General features: G+C 67.5%; 19 protein-coding genes and 1 pseudogene. 16 read left to right on the top strand and 4 right to left on the bottom strand.

Annotated elements, in window-relative coordinates; all coding sequences use genetic code 11:
* Positions 1-153: pseudogene (locus tag ACFYVR_RS26415) on the bottom strand (GntR family transcriptional regulator); the annotation flags it as partial.
* 262 nt (positions 154-415) lie between these two features.
* Between ACFYVR_RS26415 and ACFYVR_RS26410 the strand changes: the two are divergent.
* From ACFYVR_RS26410 to ACFYVR_RS26390, 5 genes are read left to right on the top strand one after another with little or no spacing between them, the layout of a single operon-like run.
* Entirely contained in the window at positions 416-1,405 is a 990-nt protein-coding gene (locus tag ACFYVR_RS26410) for an NAD(P)H-dependent flavin oxidoreductase (RefSeq protein WP_387479166.1), read from the top strand.
* Between the two features lie 8 nt (positions 1,406-1,413).
* Positions 1,414-2,196, top strand: a complete 783-nt coding sequence (locus ACFYVR_RS26405; RefSeq protein ID WP_387479163.1) for an enoyl-CoA hydratase/isomerase family protein — start codon at positions 1,414-1,416, stop codon at positions 2,194-2,196.
* 38 nt (positions 2,197-2,234) lie between these two features.
* Entirely contained in the window at positions 2,235-4,532 is a 2,298-nt protein-coding gene (locus ACFYVR_RS26400) for an acyl-CoA dehydrogenase family protein (RefSeq protein ID WP_387479160.1), read from the top strand.
* A 13-nt stretch (positions 4,533-4,545) separates the two neighbouring features.
* Positions 4,546-4,854, top strand: a complete 309-nt coding sequence (locus ACFYVR_RS26395; protein WP_387479157.1) for a hypothetical protein — start codon at positions 4,546-4,548, stop codon at positions 4,852-4,854.
* Positions 4,838-5,188, top strand: coding sequence for a hypothetical protein (locus ACFYVR_RS26390; RefSeq protein ID WP_387479154.1), 351 nt, complete (start codon positions 4,838-4,840; stop codon positions 5,186-5,188). The genes ACFYVR_RS26395 and ACFYVR_RS26390 overlap by 17 nt, the downstream gene beginning before the upstream one ends.
* 19 nt (positions 5,189-5,207) lie before the next feature.
* On the opposite strand, the gene ACFYVR_RS26385 is transcribed toward ACFYVR_RS26390, so the two are convergent.
* Together ACFYVR_RS26385 and ACFYVR_RS26380 are read right to left on the bottom strand one after the other, a co-directional pair.
* Complete coding sequence (locus tag ACFYVR_RS26385) at positions 5,208-6,104, bottom strand: acyl-CoA thioesterase (RefSeq protein ID WP_387479151.1); 897 nt, start codon at positions 6,102-6,104, stop codon at positions 5,208-5,210.
* A gap of 124 nt (positions 6,105-6,228) precedes the next feature.
* Positions 6,229-6,987 (bottom strand): SDR family NAD(P)-dependent oxidoreductase, encoded by a 759-nt coding sequence (locus tag ACFYVR_RS26380; protein WP_387479148.1) that lies wholly within the window; start codon positions 6,985-6,987, stop codon positions 6,229-6,231.
* A gap of 165 nt (positions 6,988-7,152) precedes the next feature.
* Here ACFYVR_RS26380 and ACFYVR_RS26375 point away from each other — a divergent pair, with 165 nt between their 5' ends.
* The 8 genes from ACFYVR_RS26375 (at position 7,153) to ACFYVR_RS26340 (ending at position 16,431) form a co-directional block, all read left to right on the top strand.
* A complete protein-coding gene (locus tag ACFYVR_RS26375; RefSeq protein ID WP_387479145.1) occupies positions 7,153-7,461 on the top strand; it encodes a hypothetical protein in 309 nt (102 codons plus the stop codon).
* A gap of 37 nt (positions 7,462-7,498) precedes the next feature.
* A complete protein-coding gene (locus ACFYVR_RS26370; protein WP_387479142.1) occupies positions 7,499-9,004 on the top strand; it encodes a class I adenylate-forming enzyme family protein in 1,506 nt (501 codons plus the stop codon).
* Between the two features lie 162 nt (positions 9,005-9,166).
* A complete protein-coding gene (locus ACFYVR_RS26365; protein ID WP_387479139.1) occupies positions 9,167-10,447 on the top strand; it encodes a MaoC family dehydratase N-terminal domain-containing protein in 1,281 nt (426 codons plus the stop codon).
* A 141-nt stretch (positions 10,448-10,588) separates the two neighbouring features.
* Entirely contained in the window at positions 10,589-11,371 is a 783-nt protein-coding gene (locus ACFYVR_RS26360; protein ID WP_387479136.1) for an enoyl-CoA hydratase/isomerase family protein, read from the top strand.
* A 54-nt stretch (positions 11,372-11,425) separates the two neighbouring features.
* Positions 11,426-12,616, top strand: coding sequence for an acyl-CoA dehydrogenase family protein (locus ACFYVR_RS26355; protein ID WP_387479133.1), 1,191 nt, complete (start codon positions 11,426-11,428; stop codon positions 12,614-12,616).
* Between the two features lie 223 nt (positions 12,617-12,839).
* Positions 12,840-14,354 carry a class I adenylate-forming enzyme family protein gene (locus ACFYVR_RS26350; protein ID WP_387479130.1) on the top strand — a complete coding sequence of 505 codons (1,515 nt, stop codon included), beginning with the start codon at positions 12,840-12,842 and terminating at the stop codon, positions 14,352-14,354.
* A gap of 88 nt (positions 14,355-14,442) precedes the next feature.
* Positions 14,443-15,606, top strand: a complete 1,164-nt coding sequence (locus tag ACFYVR_RS26345) for a thiolase family protein (RefSeq protein WP_387479127.1) — start codon at positions 14,443-14,445, stop codon at positions 15,604-15,606.
* A gap of 27 nt (positions 15,607-15,633) precedes the next feature.
* A complete protein-coding gene (locus ACFYVR_RS26340; protein ID WP_387479124.1) occupies positions 15,634-16,431 on the top strand; it encodes a crotonase/enoyl-CoA hydratase family protein in 798 nt (265 codons plus the stop codon).
* A gap of 159 nt (positions 16,432-16,590) precedes the next feature.
* Here ACFYVR_RS26340 and ACFYVR_RS26335 read toward each other — a convergent pair whose 3' ends face one another.
* Positions 16,591-17,646, bottom strand: coding sequence for an acyl-CoA dehydrogenase family protein (locus ACFYVR_RS26335; RefSeq protein WP_387479121.1), 1,056 nt, complete (start codon positions 17,644-17,646; stop codon positions 16,591-16,593).
* 157 nt (positions 17,647-17,803) lie between these two features.
* Here ACFYVR_RS26335 and ACFYVR_RS26330 point away from each other — a divergent pair, with 157 nt between their 5' ends.
* The 3 genes from ACFYVR_RS26330 to ACFYVR_RS26320 all read left to right on the top strand — a co-directional run.
* The gene (locus ACFYVR_RS26330; protein WP_387479118.1) at positions 17,804-18,595 is read left to right on the top strand and encodes an enoyl-CoA hydratase/isomerase family protein; all 792 of its coding nucleotides are present in this window, start codon (positions 17,804-17,806) and stop codon (positions 18,593-18,595) included.
* Between the two features lie 232 nt (positions 18,596-18,827).
* Positions 18,828-19,850 (top strand): phosphotransferase family protein, encoded by a 1,023-nt coding sequence (locus tag ACFYVR_RS26325; protein WP_387479115.1) that lies wholly within the window; start codon positions 18,828-18,830, stop codon positions 19,848-19,850.
* A gap of 41 nt (positions 19,851-19,891) precedes the next feature.
* Positions 19,892-20,373, top strand: a 482-nt coding sequence (locus ACFYVR_RS26320) for a TetR/AcrR family transcriptional regulator (protein ID WP_387479112.1), incomplete at its 3' end; no start/stop codon positions are given.

Here is a 20,373-nt window from a genome sequence, read left to right as displayed (position 1 = left end):
GTGCGGGAGGTGGTCGCCGTCCTTCAGCTCGCCGTCGACAATCATGCGCCGCAGCTTGAGGGCAACCAGTTCCGCCGTCTTCGGTGTGCGGATGGGGCGCCCCGAGGACGGGTAACGGTCGAAGACAGGCGCTACGGAAGCTGCGTCGGTCATGAGTCGGTACACCTTCTCTGCTCAACGTTGACTATGAGTACCCAGTAAAGCACCCCGAACCTGTTTCGGACAGGAAGGTCGGCTCATTTGTCCTGGTCGTCGCGCCAAGGGCCCGAGGGGGAGAAGCGGTCTGGCGATCCGGCGGGTTGACGGTTCACTATGGCGACATAGTAAACTATGTAATCGTAGTTAGTATCGGGCGCCGCAGCGGAGGGCTGCGGCGTTCATCGTCCGGATCGCCGGTGCGCGCCTAGGAGTAGCGATGTTGAAGACACGATTCACTGAGGAGTTCGGCCTCGATCACCCCATCGTCCAGGGTGGCATGATGTGGGTCGGGCGCGCCGAGCTCGCGGCAGCGGTGTCCGAAGCCGGCGGCCTCGGCATCATCACCGCGCTGACCCAGCCGACGCCAGAGGACCTGGCGCGCGAGATCGAGCGCTGCAAGGCACTGACCGACAAGCCGTTCGGTGTGAACCTGACGCTCACGCTCTCGGTCAACCCGCCGCCGTACGCCGAGTACCGGCAGGTCATCATCGACTCCGGCGTGAAGATCGTCGAGACCGCGGGATCCGATCCCACCGTGCACGTCGAGCACCTCAAGGCGCACGGCGTCAAGATCATCCACAAGTGCACCAGCGTTCGGCACGCACTCAAGGCCGAACGGATCGGCGTCGATGCCGTGAGCATCGACGGGTTCGAGTGCGCCGGCCACCCCGGTGAGGACGACGTGCCCGGCCTCGTGCTCATCCCCGCGGCCGCGGACGCCCTGAGCATCCCGTTCATCGCCTCGGGTGGATTCGCCGACGGGCGCGGTCTCGCCGCGGCCCTCGCGCTCGGTGCGGACGGAATCAACATGGGCACCCGGTTCATGTGCTCCCAGGAGAGCCCGATCCACGACAACATCAAGCAGCAGATCGTCGGGGCATCCGAACTCGACACCCAGCTGATCTTCCGTCAGCTCCGCAACACGATGCGTGCAGCGCGGAACTCGGTCAGCGAAGAGGTCGTGGACATCCTCAACAAGGGCGGACGCTTCAAGGACGTGAAGGACCTCGTCGTCGGTACGCGCGGCCGCAAGGTGTACGAGTTCGGCGACCCGGAGGCGGGAATCTGGACCGTCGGCGTCGTGCAGGGACTCATCAACGACATCCCGCCCGCCGGAGACATCGTGCGCCGCATCTCCGAGGACGCCGAGGCCCGGCTCGAGCGGCTCGCCCGCGGCGTCGTCGTCAGCCCGGCGAACGCGGGCTGAGGCGTCCGATGACCGAAACCGAGGTCAACGCAGCAGTGGTCGAGGAGGACTCGCCACTGCTGGTCACCCGTGACGGTGGCGTCACGATCCTGACGCTCAACCGTCCCGATCGCCGCAACGCGATCAACCGGGCGATGCGCAAGGCCCTCAAGAAGGAACTGTGGCGAGCGGAGGGCGACGACGAGGTTCGCGTCGTCGTCATCACCGGCGCCGGCACCGCCTTCTCCTCGGGAGTCGACCTGCCCGAAGCGCTGTCGGGTCCGTCGCCTCGGACCGAGGGGCCCACGCCCACCCAGGTGATCCGCGGCATCTCCAAGCCGGTCATCGCCGCGGTCAACGGTCCCTGCTACACCGGTGGCTACGAACTCGCCGTGAACTGCTCGTTCATCATCGCCTCGGATCGCGCCGAGTTCGCCGACACGCACGCACAGATCGGTCTGCTCAACGGCTGGGGCGGCAGCGCGATGCTGCCGCGCATGGTGGGACTGCCCGCGGCGATCCAGTTCATCCTCAGCGGCGAACCGATCGACGGTGCCACCGCGGCCCGCATCGGGCTCGCGAACGAGGTCGTCGAGCACGAGTCCCTGATGGAGCGGACGCTCGAGATCGCACACAAGATCGCCGGCGGGCACCCCGCGGCGATCCAGCGGATGCTGCGCCTGCTCAAAGAGGGCGCGGGCGCGTCGCTCTCGCACGCACTGAGCCTCGAAGCGGAGGCCGCGGTGACGTACCGCTCGAACAGCGGCGACGTGAGTGCGCGATTCGGCGGCCGACGCACCCCGAAGAACTGACACAACAAAGTTCCATACCAACATCGAAGGGACGTGACGTGGTGGAGAAGACGTCGACACTGGTGCGGAGCACCGATACGGGCGACTGGCGTTCCAGGCTGTCCGTGTTGCTCGACGACTATCGCAGGCGCCCGCGTCCCGCGACGTCCCGCGAGCGTTTCGACGCGTCCATCGCGTGGCAGTCCGAGCTCGTCGACGCCGGTCTGGCCGCCCCGGGCTGGCCCGCCGAGGTCGGTGGAATGGAGCTGTCGCTCGAGGACCAGCTCGACTACTACCGGATGATCTCCGATGCCGGTGCGCCGAAGCATCCGTGTGCGATGTCCTTCATCGTCGCGCCCACGATCATCGTGCACGGAACTCAGGAGCAGAAGGACCGCTTCCTCGAGCCGCTGCTGCGAGCCGACGAGTTCTGGTGCCAGGGATTCTCCGAGCCCGGTGCCGGTAGCGATCTGGCGTCGCTCTCCACCCGCGCGGTTCGTGACGGTGATGTCTACCGGGTGACGGGCCAGAAGATCTGGACGACGAAAGCGGACAAGGCCGACTGGATCTTCGCGCTGGTCCGCACCGGCCCTGCCGGTCGTGGCACGTCGGGCATCACCTACCTGCTCATCCCGATGGACTCGCCGGGCATCGAGATCCGCCCGCTGCGCGACGCGGCCGGCGGTCACCACTTCGCGGAGGTCTTCTTCGACGACGTCGAGGTCCCCGTCGCCAATCGTCTCGGCGAAGAAGGCCAGGGCTGGTCGATCATGCGGACGTCCCTCGGCCACGAGCGCGCCACCGCTTTCCTCGCCGACGAGTTCCGCTACCGCGGAACGGTCGACAAGGTGTTCCGACTGGCGCTGGACCAGGGCCGCGCCGACGACCCGTTGGTCCGGCAGGAGCTCGCCCGGATCGAGACGTCGGTGCGGAGCATCGCGGCGAACAGCGCGCGGGCGCTGGACGCGGTGCTGCGTGGCGAGGACCCGGGCGGTGTCGCCTCGGTCAACCGCCTCGTCAAGTCCGAGTTCGAACAGCACCTGCACCGGCTCGCCCTGCGGTTGACGGGCAACGCGGCGGTGCTCGGCGCGCGGTCCGAGGGCGTGGTCGAGAAGGGCCGCTGGACCTACGGCTACCTGATGTCGCGCGCCACCACCATCGGCGCCGGTACCGCCGAGATCCAACGCAACACGATCGCCGAGGGTGTGCTGGGACTGCCGTCGCACCGCGGTGAAGGGCGACGTGCCCCGGCCGTCACGCCGGGCCGCCCCCTCACGCCGCCGGAGGAGGACGAGGCAGCGCTTCGGGAGGTTCTCGGTGCGGCGGTCTCCTCGTACGTCGAGACCGAGAAGCTGCTGGCCCGCGAGCAGACCCCGGGCGAGTACGACGGCGCGCTCTGGGACGAGTTGGTCCGGTTCGGTCTGCCGGGTCTGGCGGCCCCCGAGTCCCTCGGTGGCGGTGGCGCCCCCCTCAGGCTGCTGTGCGCAGCCGTCGAGGAAGCGGCGTACCACCTGGCACCCGTGCCGCTCGTGCCCACGGCGATCGCGCTCGAGGTCCTCCTGGCCGCGGGTGCGGACGAACAGGCGAGGACGGTGATCGAGGGCGCCACCGCGGCGTTCGTCGCCCCGGTCGACGATCACGGCTGGGCCGTCGACCACGCGCTCCCGGTCTTCGACGGGGAGCGGCTGACCGGCACCGTCGTGCGGGTCGCGGGCGCTCCGGCAGCCGACGTCCTCGTCGTGCTCGCCACCGACGCCGCGACCGGCGATCCGGTACTGGCGACCGCGTCGTCGAGCGGGGCATCGATCGTCGTGCAGAACTCGATCGACATCACCGCGACCGTCGGCGTGGTCGGCTTCGACGGGACGCCGGCAACGGTGGTCGCCTCCGGAGCCCGAGTCACGACCGCGCTCGCCGCCGCCCGTCGAATCGCCCAGCTGCTCGTTGCCGCCGACTCCGTCGGTGTCGCCAACCGTGCCCTGGCGCTCGCAGTCGAATGGGCCGGACAGCGTGAACAGTTCGGGCACGCCATCGGGTCGTTCCAGGCCATCTCCCACAAGTGCGCGTACCTCCTGGTCGGCGCGGAGGGCGCCCGTGGGCAGGTTCTCGCGGCGGCGGATCGGGACGGCACCGACCCGGATGCGGTGCTGTCCGCGGAACTGGCATCGGCCGAGGCGCTGAGCACCGCGGTGCGGTCCACCGAGGACTGCATCCAGATCCACGGTGGCATCGGCTTCACCTGGGAGCACACCGCACACCTGTTGCTGCGCAGGGCGATTGCGAACGAAGCCTGGCTCGGCCGACCCGAGGCGATGCGCGACCGCGCGGTCACGGAGTTGCTCGACCGCGTCAGATGATTGGAGGGAAGCTGTGACGGTGTCGCCGATGACAGCGAGAACGATCTGCGTTCCGGTGTCGAAGAATCGTGTCGGGCAGGGGCTGCGATCCGAAACCTTGTTGCAAGGGACTTCTGTCCGGGGCGCGATCGACTTCGCGCTGCGTTGGGGTGCCTTCGACGGTGACGAGTACATCCTTCCAGAGTTCGGTGTTCAACCCGAGGAGTTCTATCGGGGGCTCCTCGAGATTCTCGTCGACAGACGGGCTCCGGTTCTGGATCCTCGGGTTCACAACGGCCTGATTGCCCTGTGCCGCAGGAAGATCAGTGTCGTACGGGCGTAGCTCAGCCGCGATCGACGGGATTGTCGACTACGCGACGGACGGCGATCAGACCTTCGACGTGGTCTGGCTGCGCCGTTCGCTGGGCATCTGCGGGTATCTCGAACGTATGCATCTGTTGAGCTGTTCCGACCGCGCGGTGCTGTCGTTGGCCATCATGGCGGCGCCGCGCGGCGGATCGGGCGCAGACGAGCTCCTCGTCACGTTCGGAGGAACGAGGGACGAGCTGCTGGCCCGGGTCGAGGCAGCCCTGCGGCCGACCGAGGCAGAACCTCCGCAGGATCGACAGCTCAAGACGATGCTGTGCGCCGAGCTTCTGAAGGCATGGTCTGCGTGATCGGGTGAGCGCGATGCCCTCACCGGAATCGCAGCAGACCCTCCTGCATCGTGCTGGCCAGCAGTGTGCCGTCGCGGTCGAAGAGATGTCCCTTGCTGATGCCGCGGCCGTTGCCCATCCAGTAGCCGTGCTGCTCGTACAGGTGCCACTCGTCCGCACGGAACGGCGCGTGCAGCCACACCGTGTGGTCCAGGCTCGCCAGCTTCAGTCCCGGGGTGTCGATGTGCCGAGCGTGGGGGGGAAGCGCCGCCGAGAGCAGGAACAGGTCCGAGCAGTACGCGAATCCCGCTGCGTGGAGCAGTGATTCGTCAGCGAGCGGTTCAGGCGTCCTGATCCACGCCCGCTGCCGCGGTGGCAGTTTCGCGCCCCGTCGGTTGGCGAGGCGCGGGTACTCCTCGGGGAACCGGAACTCGACTCCGACGTTGGACAGCAGTTGGTGCAGCCACTGAACATCACCGAGTTCGGATGCGCTGAGGCTGTTTTCGAAGCGAGGGAGGTCCTCGGGTCGGGGGCGGGGAGTCGTGCCCGTGTCCTGATGGGTCAGACCGTCCTCGGTGCGCTGGAACGACGCGGTCGCCATCAGGAGCGTCCGGTCGTTCTGAACGGCCCGCACGTGCCGGGTGGTGAAGCTGCCGCCGTCCCGCACGCGTTCGACGTGGTAGTCGATCGGGAGGTCGGAGCGACCCGGGTGGATGAAATGTCCGTGCAGCGAGTGGGGGTGGTGGTCACGTTCGACGGTCCGGCCGGCTGCCACCAGTGCCTGTCCGAGTGTCTGGCCCCCGTAGATGCGGCGGGCCCGGGTGTGCGAGTCACCGCGGAACGCGTCCGGCCCCACTTGGCTCAGGGCGAGAATCTCACCGACAGGTGGGCGACGGAGCGAAGCCAGGGACACAGCGGTCTCGGTCAGTGGTGACATGGCGGATCCTCTTGCCGATTCGCGGATTCGTTGGGTCCGGCGAATCTCGTCATCAGGGCAGGCGAAGCCGTGGCCGATCAGGTGTGATCCGAATCGGCCACGGCGACAAGCGTTGTGGCGACGATTAGCGAGGTGCGAACCGCTGGCCGGCGTCCAGGCGCAGTGCCTGCCCGTTGAGCATCTGGTTGTCGACGATTGCGAGGGCGAGCTTGGCGAACTCCTCGGGCCGGCCCATCCGCTTCGGGAAGGCGGCGTCCTCGACGAGGGGGGCGACCTGCTCGTCGGTGAACTTGGCGGTGGCGCCGGTCGCGAACAGGCTCGGCGCGATCGCCAGGGCGCGGATACCCTGGGGGCCGAGGTCGCGGGCCATGACCAGCGACATGGCGGCGATGCCGGCCTTCGCCGCGCTGTAGGCGACCTGGCCGATCTGGCCCTCGAAGGCGGCGATCGAGGAGGTGTTGATGATGACGCCGCGTTCGTCGTCTTCCGGCTCGTTCTGCGACATGTGGAATGCCTGGAGACGGTTCAGGTTGAACGTCGAGATCAGGTTGAGGTTGATAACCTTCTGGAAGCTCTCGAGGTCGTGGGGGCCGCTCCGGCCGAGCGTCCGCTTCACAGTTCCACCGCCGGCAGTGTTCACCGCGATGTGCAGCGCCCCAAGGTCGTTGACTGCCGCGGCGAGCGCCTGCTCCGCACCCTCGAAATCGGTGATGTCGATCGGGTGGAAGATCGCGCCGATCGCCGTCGCGACCTCCTTGCCGTTGCTCTCCTCGCGGTCGAGGATGGCGACCTGGGCTCCAGCTGCGGCAAGGGCTTCGGCGGTTGCCCGACCCATGCCTGACGCGCCACCGACGACGACGGCCTTCTTGTCGGAGATGTTCATCAATGTCCCTATCTGACGACCCGGGTGGATTCCCGGAAGAGGTGTAGTCCACTTATAGTACTATCTAAACTATGTGATGCGCGCTACGATCCCAGGATCGGCGTGCCGTCCCTGACATCCCGCGGCCGCCCCCTGCGGTCGCACCGCCCCGTGAATGGAGGAATCGTGATTCTCAAGGTCGGTCAGGCGTTGGCCAGTGTCGTCGACACCACCACGTTGGTTGTGCTCCGTCCCGCAGACGGTGACGTGAGCCTGACGTGTGGTGGCACCCCGATGGTGGAGGGGAAGGTGCCCGCCGGCGACGGCAGCTCGATCGATGCCGCGGACGTCGACGGTGCAGTCCTCGGCAAGCGCTACGTCGACGAGGCGTCGGGTCTCGAGGTGCTGTGCACCAAGGCCGGAAAGGGTCGTCTCGCGCTGGACGGCACCGTACTCGTCCTCAAGGCGGCCAAGCCGCTGCCCTCCTCGGACTGAGCTTTCTCGACCGCGAACGACGAGTGGGAGTCGACGGATGAATATTTCGATGTTGCTGGACATGGCGGTCGACGCTTTCGGCGACCGGGTGGTGATCGGCACCCGGGACGAGGGCCTGACCGCGTCACGGTTGAAGGAACTGACGGTCGCGGGCGCGGACGTCATCCGCAGCTCCGGCGCCGACGCGGTCGTGTACCTGGCGGTCAACGGCCCGGCATTCCCGGTCGCCATGTTCGCAGCCGCGCGAGCCGGCGTGCCGCTGGTCCCGGTCAACTATCGCCTCGGGCGTGAGCAGCTCGACGCGCTGCTGGCCAACCATCCCCGGGCGCTGGGAATCGCCGACCCGAATCAGGCGGAGGTGCTCGAGAGCGCCGGACTGAGCGTGCGCACTCCGGAACAGTGGCTGCAGCAGCTCTCCGCGTCCGACGCGACCCAGGCCGACGAGGACGAGATTCTCGACTCCGAGGGCGCGGCCGTGGTCATCTACACCTCGGGCACCACCTCCGCGCCGAAGGGTGTTCTGCTCCGGCACGAGAACCTGACCTCGTACGTGTTCGGCTCCGTCGAGTTCGCGAACGCCGAGGACGTCGACGCCGCTCTGGTGAGCGTGCCGCCGTACCACATCGCGGCGGTCGCCAACGTCATCACCAATCTCTACGCCGGCCGGCGCACGATGGTGCTCGAGCAGTTCACGCCGGAGCAGTGGTTGGACACGGTCCGCGGCGAGGGCATCACGAACGCACTGGTCGTGCCGACGATGCTGTCGCGGATCGTCGATTCCGATGCGGACAAGTCGATTCCGACGCTGCGCGGCCTCGCTTACGGCGGTGCCCCCATGCCGGCGCGGGTGATCGAGCAGGCACTGCAGTTGTGGCCGGAGGTCGGGTTCGTCAACGCCTACGGACTGACCGAGACGAGTTCGACGGTCGCGGTCCTCGGTCCCGACGAGCACCGGGCGGCCATCGAGTCCGACGACCCCCAGTCCCGCGCGCGACTCGGTTCGGTGGGTGTTCCCGTCCCGGGCGTGGAGATCGAAATCCGCGACGACAACGACGTGGTGCTCGGCGCCGGCGAGGTCGGGCGCATCTGCGTGGCCGGGGACCAGGTCTCGGCGGAGTACGCCGGAGTCGGTCGAATGGTCGACGAGCGCGGCTTCTTCGACACCCGCGACAAGGGCTACCTCGACGACGAGGGCTACCTGTTCGTCGGCGGCCGCGTCGACGACACCATCATCCGCGGTGCGGAGAACATCGCGCCGGCCGAGATCGAGGACGTCATCCTGCGGCATCCCGCCGTGTTGGACGTCGCCGTGGTGGGCCTGCCCGACGAGGAGTGGGGCCAGCGGATCGAGGCCGCCGTCGTGCTTCGTCCCGGCGAGGGCGTCGACGGCGAGGCGTTGCGCGCGTTCGTCCGGGATGCGTTGCGCAGCAGCAAGACTCCGGAGCGCATCGTCTACTGGGACGAGCTCCCGCGTACGGAGACCGGCAAGCTCGTGCGCCGGCACGTCGTGGAGCGCCTCGTCGAGCAGGCCGCCGCACTCTGACCCGCGTGGCGCGCCCGTGATTGCGGGCGCGCCACCGAGGTGTTTACATATCTTACTAAGTTGACTTACTATGTCGCGGTAACGGTGGATCATTCTCGCCGGCCCCGCGGCCGGTTCAGTGGCGCTGACACGGTTCGCGCCCATCGATCACGGAGGTAACCCATGACCACGGCGGAGAAGGCTGGAGCCGACACCGAGATCTACGAGTTTCTCGAGTCCGACATCCAGCGGGCCAGGGACATCGTCGGCATCTACCACGGGGTTACCCAGCGGGAGCAGTTCAGCCGCGCGACGCCGGACTTCATCCGCAACTTCGCACGCTCCTACGGTGACGACAACCCGCTGTTCGTGGACGAGGACTACGCGAAGGACACGCGCTGGGGCGGTCAGATCGTCCCGCCGATGTTCAACATCGCGCTGCGCCAGGAACTGCTGACCGACCCCATGCCGCGCGAGCACCGTCGCCCGGCGTTCCGTGGCATCCACGTCTTCGTCTCCGGCAGCACCACCGACTGGTACCGGCCGGTGTACGACGGTGACACCGTCTACGCCTTCCACGGATTCGAGAAGGTCGAACTCAAGGAGTCCGAGTTCGCGGGCCGCTCCCTGTTCGTCACCCGCGTGCACGTCCAGTTCAACCAGCGTGCCGAGGTCGTGCAGGCGCAGCGCGTGCTCACCATCCACACGGAGCGGCACGAGTCGAAGAAGCGCAAGAAGTACGACGCGATCGAGGCCGCGACCTACACGCCCGAGGACATCGCCGCGATCGACGAGCTCTACGCTGCGGAGAAGCCGCGCGGCGCGGAGACCCGCTACTGGGAGGACGTCGAGGTCGGCGACTCCCTCGGGAACATGGCCAAGGGCCCCCTCACCGCCACCGACATGATGGTCTTCCATTCCGGCGGTTACGGTTTCGCGCCGTACACCCCGTCCGCCGGGCGTCTGGCCTACAAGAACCGCCAGCGGATCGGCGCGTTCTACATCCCCAACGAGCAGGGTGTTCCGGACGTCGCGCAGCGCATCCACTGGGACAGCGAGTACGCACGGTCGATCGGCCTGCCCGCCGCGTACGACTACGGCATGATGCGCGACTGCTGGCTGACGCACTACCTGACCGACTGGATCGGCGACGAGGGCTGGATCGAGTCGATGTCCAGCCAGATGCGCAAGTTCAACTACCTCGGCGACACGCACTACTTCACCGGCAGTGTCGTCGGCAAGCGTGTCGAGGGTGACCGGTACCTGGTCGACCTCGAGTTCCGCGGCACCAGCCAGCGCGGCGAGGTCACCTGCCCGGCGACCGCGACGGTGTCGCTGCCCAGCCGCGCCGCGGGTCTGGCGGTCCTGCCCACGGCCCCCGCCGAGTGGGAGCGCATCGCCGCGCAGCTGCTCAAGCGCAACGGCGAACTGCGCGCCGAGAAGCGCCGGGCCGCTCAGGCCTGACGAAACCTGGGACTGCCCGGGGCGTGACCACGACCGCCCCGGGCAGACCCGCCCAACATCGCGGCGTCGCCGGGACACTTCTCGCTCCCGCCTGCTCGATGACATTCTGATAATGGCTGCCCGAACTTTCCAGGAGGAACTGTGGACCTGAGCGCCCTCACCACGGTGATCGCAGAGCTTGACGACCACGTTCTGACCGTCACCCTGAACCGTCCCGACCGCATGAACTCGTTCACCAACGAGATGCGGCGCGAGTTCCGGGCGCTGTGGGACTACGCGTCCGAGACCGACGACGTGCACGTCGTCGTGCTGCGGGCCAGTGGCGACCGCGCCTTCAGCACCGGCATGGACGTCAAGGAGGGGACGTACGTCTCCGAGAACGTGTTCAGTCGCCGGGATCCGGGGGCGGACCTGTCGCCCAAGCAGAACGGCTGCTGGAAGCCCCTGATCTGCGCGGTGCACGGGATGGTCGCCGGTGGCGCGCTGTACTGGATCAACGAGGCGGACATCATCGTCGCGAGCGAGGACGCACAGTTCTTCGATCCGCACGTCTCCTACGGAATGGTCGCGGCGCTCGAGCCGATCGGGCTCGCGCACCGTATCCCGATCGGGGAGGTGCTGAGGATGGTCCTGCTCGGGCTCGACGAGCGGATGTCGGCCCAGCGTGCCTACGAGATCGGACTCGTCAGCGAGGTCGTGTCCCGCGACGGCCTGTGGGAGCGGGCGGCGGACCTCGCCGCACGCATCGCGGCGAAGCCGCCAGCCGCGATCCAGGGCAGCATTCGCGCGATCTGGGAGTCGAAGGACTCGACCCGCTCGCAGGCCCTGGCAACCGGGATGTCGTACACATCGCTGGGCAACCCGATCGGCAAGGCGCAGGTCGTCCGATCCGAGGTCCCCACGCGCAAGTACGAGGTCCGGTGACCCGGAGGACAGTGAAGACGGTCGACGCTCGCGAGAGGCTGAAGAGGATCTGAGATGGACTACGGGATGACCGCGGAACTCGAGGAGTTCCGTAGCGAGGTTCGGGCTTTCGTGGCAGCGAACGCTCCTGACATTGCTCCCAAGGCGGGAGTGCGCAGTGCCGAGAACCCGGAGGAACTGGCCCTGCTGAAGGAATGGACCGGCAAGCTCTTCGCCGCCGGGTACATCGGCGGGTCGTGGCCGGAACGGTTCGGTGGCAACGGCGCAGCCCACTCGTCCGAGCGGGATGTCGTCGTCGGTGAGGAGCTGGCCCGTGCGCGGACGCCCGCGGCGGTTCAGGGTGCGGCCAACCTCGTGTCGAACGCGTTGATCGATTTCGGAACCGAGGAGCAGCGGGAGAAGTACCTGCCCGGAATCCGTTCCGGTGAGCTGATCTTCTGCCAGCTGTTCAGCGAGCCGAGTTCGGGTAGCGACCTAGCGTCGCTCCGGACGAAGGCGACACGGACCGAGAGCGGCGGGTTCCGGGTCACGGGCCAGAAGGTCTGGACCACGAACGGACAGTGGTCCGACTACGGCTACCTGCTGGCACGGACGGATCCGGACGCCCCCAAGCATCGCGGCATCAGTGCCTTCATTGTGGACATGCGGCTGCCGGGTGTCGACGTGCGGCCGCTGCGTGAGATGACGGGGACGTCGGACTTCAACGAGGTGTTCCTGGACAACGTCGAACTCGACGCGGACGCCCTGATCGGTGAGCTGAACCAGGGCTGGTCGATCGCGAACTCCAGCCTCGGGCACGAGCGGAGCGGTGTTGCCACCAACGCGGTTCGGTTGCGGCAGAACGTTGCTGCGCTCGTCGATCTCGCCGGGCGGGTGACGCGCAACGGACGTCCCGCCATCGAGGACGGCGCCGTGCAGGAGCGTCTCGGCCAGCTGTCCGCCTCGGTCGAGGCCCTCTCCGCGCTGGTCTACGCGAACATCAGTCGGTGGTCCCGCAAGTCCGAGCGGGTGTCCGACGGCCCGATGGCCAAGATGATGTTCAGCGAGCTGGGTGTGGACATCGCGCGATTCGGGCTCGAACTGTGCGGGGAGGCAGGAATTCTCGAGGAGGGCGACGCCGGGGTGGTCGACCACGGCCGCTGGCAGGACGAGTTCCTGTATGCCCGCGCCTACACGATCGCCGGCGGAAGTTCCGAGATCATGCGGAACATCATCGCCGAGCGTGGGTTGTCGATGCCGCGCTGATCCTCCTGCCGCATGCCGCGCAGGCTGTGAACCTTGTCGAAGGGGACTCGCGAGAGCGGGTCCCCTTCGGCCGTTTGGACGCCGTCAGGCAATTGACCTAGTTAACTATGTGCTCTATCTTGAACTGGACGCGCCCTTTGGCGCGAACGGAATTGCCGGGCGACGCCATGTAGGGCGGGCCGGGGGCGCAGGTCTTCCTTGGCGGCAGAACTGGAGGCGATCAATGGCGGGAATCAGGACCGGATTGGGTGCCCTGTGGCGGGCACCGGACTCCGCGAACATGATTCAGCAAAACGGTGAATGGTTCACCTGGGGTCAGGTCCGAGTCCTCGTCGAGCGGATCGACGAGGTGCTCACCGGTGTCGGTTGCGAGGAGGGCTCGCGCATCGGTGTCGTCCTCGGCAACCGGATGGAGTCCATCGCGGCACTGGTTGCGATCCTGGGCAAGGGCCGCACGATCGTCACCCTCAACCCGATGCAGCCGGCCGCCCGCGTGGCCTCGGACCTGGTGAACTCGCTGCCGCAGGTTGTCCTCGCGCCCGCCGCCATCTGGGCGGAAGCGGAGTTCGCCTCCGCCGCCGAGGAAGCGGGAATTCTCGGATTCGCAGTCGACGGATCGACGGTCGAGCAGCGTTGTGGCGGCCCGGCGGTGACCATCGAGGCCGACCGGGACGAGCAGAACCCGGTCGCGGTGGAGATGTTCACCTCCGGCACCACCGGCCCGCCGAAGCGGGTGCCGCTGACCTGGCGTCAGCTCGACGCGGCCATGAGCGCAGTACACAGTCACACCGGTGCGGCCGGGCCGGAACGCGAGCCGCTCACCGGACGAGTGTCCCTCGTGGTGCTCGCCATCGTGCACATCGGCGGTCTGTGGGCTGTGCTGCAGGCACTCACCGAGGCACGTCCCTTCGTGCTGCTCCCACGCTTCACCGTCGACGGGTGGGTCGACGCGGTGTACGAGCACAAGCCGCGGATCGCGAGCCTGCCTCCCGCGGCGATGCGCTCGGTGCTCAGCGCCGACGTTCCGGCGGAGAAGCTGGAGAGCCTGCGTGCCGTCACCGCCGGCACCGCATTCGTCAGCCCGGACATGGCGGACGAGTTCATCGCCAAGTACAACCTCCCCGTGCTGATCGTGTACGGCGCCACCGAGTTCTCCGGTGCGGTCGCCGGCTGGACCAAGCCGCTGCACATCGAATGGTGGACGCGTAAGCGTGGAAGCGTCGGCCGGCCGTTCCCGGGTGTCGATCTGCGGACGGTGGACGAGAACGGCGAGGTCCTGCAGGTCGGCGAGACGGGTCGGTTGGAGGTGCGGGCCGGACAGACCGGTGCCGGTGCCGACGGCTGGATGCGCACGAGCGACCTCGCGCACCTCGACGAGGACGGATTCCTCTACATCGACGGCCGGGCGGACGACGCAATCATCCGCGGCGGCTTCAAGGTTCACCCCGAGGTCGTCTCGGACGCGCTGCGAGCACATCCGTCGGTGCTCGACGTGTGCGTCTACGGCCGGGCGGACGAACGACTCGGACAGGTTCCGGTGGCCGTCGCCGAGCTGGTCGAAGGCGCCGCCGCGGTGTCGGAGGACGACCTCAAGACCTTCGCCCGGAACAAGCTGACCGGCTACGAGGTACCGGTCGCGATCCACGTGGTCGACGAGCTTCCGCGCGGAGTGTCGCTCAAGATCGACCGTCGTCGCCTGCTCGACATGGTCGAGCAGCTCGAAGCCGCCCGGGTCTGAACGACCGGCGGATCCAGCCGCTGACCGATTCACCCCCGGACCCACTCACCAGACCCGGGCCGACGCTCGGGACATCAAGGAGCACAGCATGACCGCAGTCATCGTGGAAGCAGTTCGCACCCCCGTCGGCAAGCGCAACGGCGGCCTGTCCACCGTCCACCCGGCCGATCTGTCGGCCGTCGTCCTCAATGCGCTGGTCGAGCGCGCCGGCATCGACCCCTCGGTCGTCGAGGACGTCATCTGGGGCTGCGTCCAGCAGGTCGGCGATCAGGCGAACGACATCGCCCGCAACGCCCTGCTGGCCGCCGGCTGGCCGGAGACCGTCCCGGGTGTCACCGTCGACCGTCAGTGCGGTTCGTCGCAGCAGGCGCTCAACTTCGCCGTCGCGAGCGTGGCGGCCGGACACTACGACGTCGTCGTCGCCGGCGGTGTCGAATCGATGTCCCGCGTTCCGATGGGTTCGTCGGTGTTGTCCATCAACTTCGAGGGCTCGCCGTACAGCCCCGCATTCATGGAGCGATACAACGGAATCAAGCCGAACCAGGGCGTCGGCGCCGAGGCAATCGCCGAGAAGTGGGGCCTGAGCCGTTCCGACCTCGACAAGTTCTCCGTCCAGTCCCACGAGCGCGCCGCCGCCGCCCAGGACGCGGGCCTGTTCGAGGCCCAGATCGTTCCGGTCACCACGCCGGACGGCACCGTGATCTCCAAGGACGAGGGCATCCGCCGCGGTACGACGGAAGAGTCGCTCGCCAAGCTCAAGACCGTCTTCAAGGAAGACGGCGTCATCCACGCCGGCAACGCCTCTCAGATCTCGGACGGTGCGTCGGCACTGCTGATCATGAGCGAGGAGGCCGCCGCACGGTACGGCGTCACGCCGATCGCGAAGATCCACTCCGTCGCCGTCGTCGGCGACGACCCCGTCCTCATGCTGACCGCCCCCATCCCGGCGACCGAGAAGGTGCTGGCCAAGTCCGGTCTCTCGCTCGACGACATCGGCGTGTTCGAGGTCAACGAGGCGTTCGCGAGCGTGCCGCTCGCGTGGATCAAGGACATCGGCGCGGATCCGGCGAAGGTCAACCCCAACGGCGGTGCCATCGCGCTCGGGCACCCGCTGGGCGGATCCGGTGGTCGGATTCTCACCGACATGATCCACCACATGCGCGTCAACAACCTGCGGTACGGGCTGCAGACGATGTGCGAGGGCGGTGGACAGGCGAACGCCACCATCCTCGAGCTGATCGACGCCCACTGAACCGGAAATCAAAACAAGGGAGTTACGGTGACCGAATCCAACGAACCCGCGGTGCTCGTCGAGCGCGTGGACAACGTCATGGTGATCACGATCAATCGACCGGACGCGCGCAACGCCGTGAACTCGGCGGTCAGCGCGGGTGTCGGCGGTGCCCTGGAAGCGGCCGACGCGGACCCCGAGGTGCGCGCGATCGTGCTCACCGGTGCGGGCGACAAGTCCTTCTGCGCTGGCGCCGACCTCAAGGCACTCTCGCGTGGTGAGTCGGTGTACGCGCCGAACAACCGCGAATGGGGATTCGCCGGTTTCGCGAACAAGTACACCGACAAGCCCACCATCGCCGCGGTCAACGGCACCGCACTCGGCGGCGGCACCGAACTCGCCCTGGCCGCGGACCTCGTCGTGGCAGCGGAGAACGCCACGTTCGGACTGCCCGAGGTCAAGCGTGGACTTCTCGCGGGTGCCGGTGGCGTCTTCCGTCTCCCCGCGCAGATCCCGCAGCGGCTCGCGATGGAGATGATCTTCACCGGTGACCCCATCACCGCGGCACGCGCACTCGAGGTCGGTCTGATCAACCAGGTCGTCGCGGAAGGCAAGGTCGTCGAGGCCGCGGTCGACCTCGCGCAGCGGATCGCCGTCAACGCTCCGCTGTCCGTCCAGGCGAGCAAGCGCGTCGCGTACGGTGTCGTCGACGGCGTCCGCGTCGCGGAGACGGACCGCTGGTCGCTGTCGGTGGCCGAGTGGGATCAACTCGCCACCAGCGAGGACGCCAAGGAGGGACCCCGCGCGTTCGCGGAGAAGCGTCAGCCGGTCTGGAAGGCCCGCTGACTCGGATCAGCATCCGGCCCTCACGGTCACGGCCCGGACCGCAGTGCAGCACTGCGGTCCGGGCCTTTTGTGTCGATCGGTCGGGGGAGTGGCACGCAAAGAAGGGGGCGGTTGCCGGTAAGCCGGCAACCGCCCCCTTCTTTGCGGTGTAGGGGTGGGTCAGGCGCTGATCAAGCGACGACGGTGGTAGCTCACCGAGCCGTCGAGCAGCTCGTCGACCTTGATGCGACGGATGAGCAGGTGTACATCGTGCTCCCAAGTGAACCCGATGCCACCGTGCACCTGGAGCGCGGACTGCGCGGTGGTGCTGGTGCCCTCACCCGCGAATGCCGCGGCCGCGGAAACAGCACGCTCACGCACCGCGGCGTCGTCGCCGTCCAATGCCACCGCCGCGGCCCACACCGCGGCGCGGGACGCCTCAACGGAGAGCGCCATGTTGGCGCAGTGGTGCTTGACGGCCTGGAAGCTTCCGATCGGCTTGTCGAACTGTGTGCGCTGACCGGCGTACTCCACCGTGAGCTCGAGCAGACGGGATGCCGCGCCCAGCGCATCGACGGAACGGAAAGTGGACAGCTCGTCGCGAAGGAACGCCAAGGTGCCAGCCGGAACAGTCGACCACTCGTCCTCGCCGAGAGTGACATCGAGGTCGGCAACCGCCCACGACCGTGTGACGTCGAGGGTGTGGAGGGCGCGGACCTCGACGGATGCGGCGTCCACCAGCGCCGCCACCTCCGTGCCGTCCGCGGTCGCGGCGACGAGAAGGACCCGCTGGGCGTCGACAAGTCCGGTGACAGGAGCCGTCGTGCCGTGCAGTCGAAGAGACGTTCCGTCGACGTCGGCGTGCAGCGCCCCCGTCTCGAGCGAGCCGACCGCGGGAATGGTGAGCGATTCACCCGATGCGACCTCGTCGAGTGCCGGGTGCCCGATCTGCTCGAGCAGGCGGCAGGCGATCGCCAACTCCGCGACGGGAACCGAGCTCCCGGAACGGCCGTGCTCCTCGCTCAGGACGAGCAGATCGACGTGGGTGCCACCCATCTCGGAGGTGAGCAGGCCGATGATGCCGGACTCCGCAACGTGGCGGAGAGCCGGCGCGGGGATCCTGGCGGGGCCGTCGTCGATCGTCGGCCTGCGAACGAGCAGGGGGTCGTTCTTGGTGAGCCAGGCTCGCTCGGCCTCGGCAAGGGCCACCTGCTCGTCACTCAGAGCGAAGTCCATGACACTCCTCAAAGATATGCGTGCTTATTGACGTAGTTAACCATGTCTACTACGTTCTCGGTAGTATCCAGGTGCGACGCGATCCCGCGCAGCGGCACACCCTCGGGCGGTCGCACCGGCCTCGAATGTGTGTGGACGATGAATGGGAGCAACGTCGGTGGAATTTCTGCGTGTCGAGCGTAGCGGCGGTGTCGTGACGGTGGTCATGTCCCGCCCCGAGAAGAAGAACGCCGTGAACCTCGGCATGTGGCACGAACTCGCCGAGACCTTCACCGCAATCGAGCGGGGTCATTCCGACCGCGTCATGGTGCTCACCGGAGACGGCGGCGACTTCTGCTCCGGAGCAGATCTCGCGAGCCTGCAGGGCGGCGACACGCTCGACTTCATGTCCGACGCCAGTGAAGCGGCTCGGACGCTGCACGCCATGACGATTCCCACGATCGCGAAGGTGGACGGCGTTGCCGTCGGGGCGGGATGGAACCTGGCCCTGGGCTGCGACCTCGTGGTGGCCACCGATCGGGCCCGCTTCTCGCAGATCTTCGTCCGTCGTGCGCTCTCGCTCGACCTGGGTGGCTCGTGGCTGTTGCCCCGGTTGGTCGGTCTGCAGAAGGCCAAGGAGATCGCCTACTTCGGAGACATGTACTCCGCCCAGGAAGCCGCCGACCTCGGCCTGGTTACGCGGATCGTCGCGCCGTCCGAGATCGACTCCACCGTCTCCTCCATGGCTGAGCGCCTGGCCGCGGGGCCGGCACGGGCACTGTCGTTGACGAAGCAGCTCCTCGAGGCCGCTGTCGAGGGCGGAAGCCTGGAGCAGGCGCTCCGAAGCGAATCCCAGGCGCAGGTGAACAACATCGGCGGCGAGGACGCCGCTGAGGCCAAGGCTGCCTTCCTCGAGAAGCGTGCGCCGGTGTTCGGTGGCCGCGCGGCGCTGTCGGGCACCGTCGGCTGACCTGGCGTCAGCCCGACGAGCACGAGAGGTGACACGACAAATGGGGTCAGCAGGAACATTCCGCTCCTCGGTGCCCCTCCGTGCGTGGTCCGGTGGACGGCTGCACCAGCGCCTTCCGGATCACACCGTCGATATCTCCGGGTTGGCGACGGTTTTGACATCACTCTCAAAACTGGGAATGATATTCCCAGAATCTCAATCTCACTTTTACGACATCTAGCGAAGGATCCACATGCCGAAGGAATCCGAGCACGCAGACCTCATGGCCGACCTCGCCCGCCGGGCTGCTGCGGTAGGACGTCAGTGGCGACCGGACATCCAGGTCGACAATGTGCGCCCGCTGACCGGGGGAACCTCGAGCCTGACTTTCATCGCCGACGTCTCGAGCGGCGGAACCACCGAACCGATCGTTCTCAAGGTTGCACCTCCCGGACTCGAACCGGTCCGCAACAGGGACGTGATCCGCCAGGGTCGCGTGATGAAGGCGCTGCAGAACGTGCCTGGTGTCGCCGCCCCGGCTGTCCATTTCGAGGATTCCGCTGCGCCTCCGTTCGTGGCGATGGCGATGGTCCCCGGTGAATGTCTCGAACCTCTCCTGGTCGCGGACCGCCCGCGGGACGAAGCCACCCGGGCGCAGACCCGCGCACGGTACATCGACGCCGCGCGGATGCTGGGGCACCTCCATTCGGTAAGCCCGGCCGACCTCGGCCTCGGGGACGAGCCCGTCCTGTCCCTGGCGGAAGAGATCGACAGGTGGACACGAGCTTTCGAGACCATCCCGGACGACCTCCGCGGGGACTACCCGACGTGCGCCAAGGCGCTGCACGCGACGATGCCCGCTCCGGCGGCCCCCGTTGTCAATCACGGCGACTACCGCCTCGGCAACACCCTGTGCGACGGTGACCGTGTCACGGCCATCATCGACTGGGAGATCTGGTCCGTCGGCGACCCGCGCATCGACCTGACGTGGCTCACCTACTTCACCGACGAGGTGCGTCATCCTGCCGCGGCATTCGACGACCCGTGCGGCACGCCCACCGTTGCGGAGGTCACCGCGACCTACGAGGAGACGGTGGGTCGACCGGTCGAGGACATCGAGTGGTTCCACGCGCTGACGCGCTACAAGGAAGCGGCCGCGACGGCATTGCTGATCAAGCGTGCACGTAGGCGGGGCGCCCTGAGCCCGGCGTTCCAGCGTATGGAACCGGCATTGCCTGGTCTGCTGACCGAGGCTCTCGGTTTCATCGGATATTGATCCGGTCGCTGCCGCCGCGACCGCTCGAGCGAGTTGATTCGATGACCGACATCGTCCCAGGACAGAATGATGCTCCGCCGGTGATCCCGGGGGGCCGTCAGCTGCGTCGGGTGCCCAAGCCCGGTAGGCAGGCCTCGTACGACGACGAGGTCAGGTCGCTGATTCGTGCGACCCAGGTTGTGATGCTGCGCAACGGGTGTACGGAGCAGCCGAAGCTGGCGGAGATCGTCGGTGAGGCCGGCATGTCGAATCAGGCCTTCTACCGGCATTTCCGTAGCCGTGACGATGTCATCGTCGCGACCTACGAGCAGGGTCTGCTCAGCATTCACGACTACCTCGAGCATCGGGTGTTCAAGGAGTCGGGACTCGAGGCGCGTCTGGCTGTCTGGATCGACGGCAACCTGACGCAGATCGAGGACGAGGAGCTTTCCGAGCTCAGCCGCGCGGTGATCTGGAATGTCGGGCAGGTCGCGCGGACGAAGAGTGACATCAAACCTGTGGGCCACGAACGTATTCGTGCGCT

Origin of the sequence: Rhodococcus sp. NPDC003318 (genome assembly GCF_042879035.1) — a bacterium.
Classification (GTDB): Bacteria; Actinomycetota; Actinomycetes; order Mycobacteriales; family Mycobacteriaceae; genus Rhodococcus_G.
Note: the sequence above shows the minus strand (reverse complement) of the source record. Positions and strands in the feature narration are given on the sequence as shown.

Coding starts and splice junctions, on each gene's coding strand:
- ACFYVR_RS26380 (WP_387479148.1), bottom strand. CDS start 6,987: ATGAACATCTCCGACAAGAAGGCCGTCGTCGTCGGTGGCGCGTCAGGC.
- ACFYVR_RS26370 (WP_387479142.1), top strand. CDS start 7,499: ATGAATATTTCGATGTTGCTGGACATGGCGGTCGACGCTTTCGGCGAC.
- ACFYVR_RS26345 (WP_387479127.1), top strand. CDS start 14,443: ATGACCGCAGTCATCGTGGAAGCAGTTCGCACCCCCGTCGGCAAGCGC.
- ACFYVR_RS26350 (WP_387479130.1), top strand. CDS start 12,840: ATGGCGGGAATCAGGACCGGATTGGGTGCCCTGTGGCGGGCACCGGAC.
- ACFYVR_RS26325 (WP_387479115.1), top strand. CDS start 18,828: ATGCCGAAGGAATCCGAGCACGCAGACCTCATGGCCGACCTCGCCCGC.
- ACFYVR_RS26355 (WP_387479133.1), top strand. CDS start 11,426: ATGGACTACGGGATGACCGCGGAACTCGAGGAGTTCCGTAGCGAGGTT.
- ACFYVR_RS26385 (WP_387479151.1), bottom strand. CDS start 6,104: ATGTCACCACTGACCGAGACCGCTGTGTCCCTGGCTTCGCTCCGTCGC.
- ACFYVR_RS26335 (WP_387479121.1), bottom strand. CDS start 17,646: ATGGACTTCGCTCTGAGTGACGAGCAGGTGGCCCTTGCCGAGGCCGAG.
- ACFYVR_RS26365 (WP_387479139.1), top strand. CDS start 9,167: ATGACCACGGCGGAGAAGGCTGGAGCCGACACCGAGATCTACGAGTTT.
- ACFYVR_RS26410 (WP_387479166.1), top strand. CDS start 416: ATGTTGAAGACACGATTCACTGAGGAGTTCGGCCTCGATCACCCCATC.
- ACFYVR_RS26405 (WP_387479163.1), top strand. CDS start 1,414: ATGACCGAAACCGAGGTCAACGCAGCAGTGGTCGAGGAGGACTCGCCA.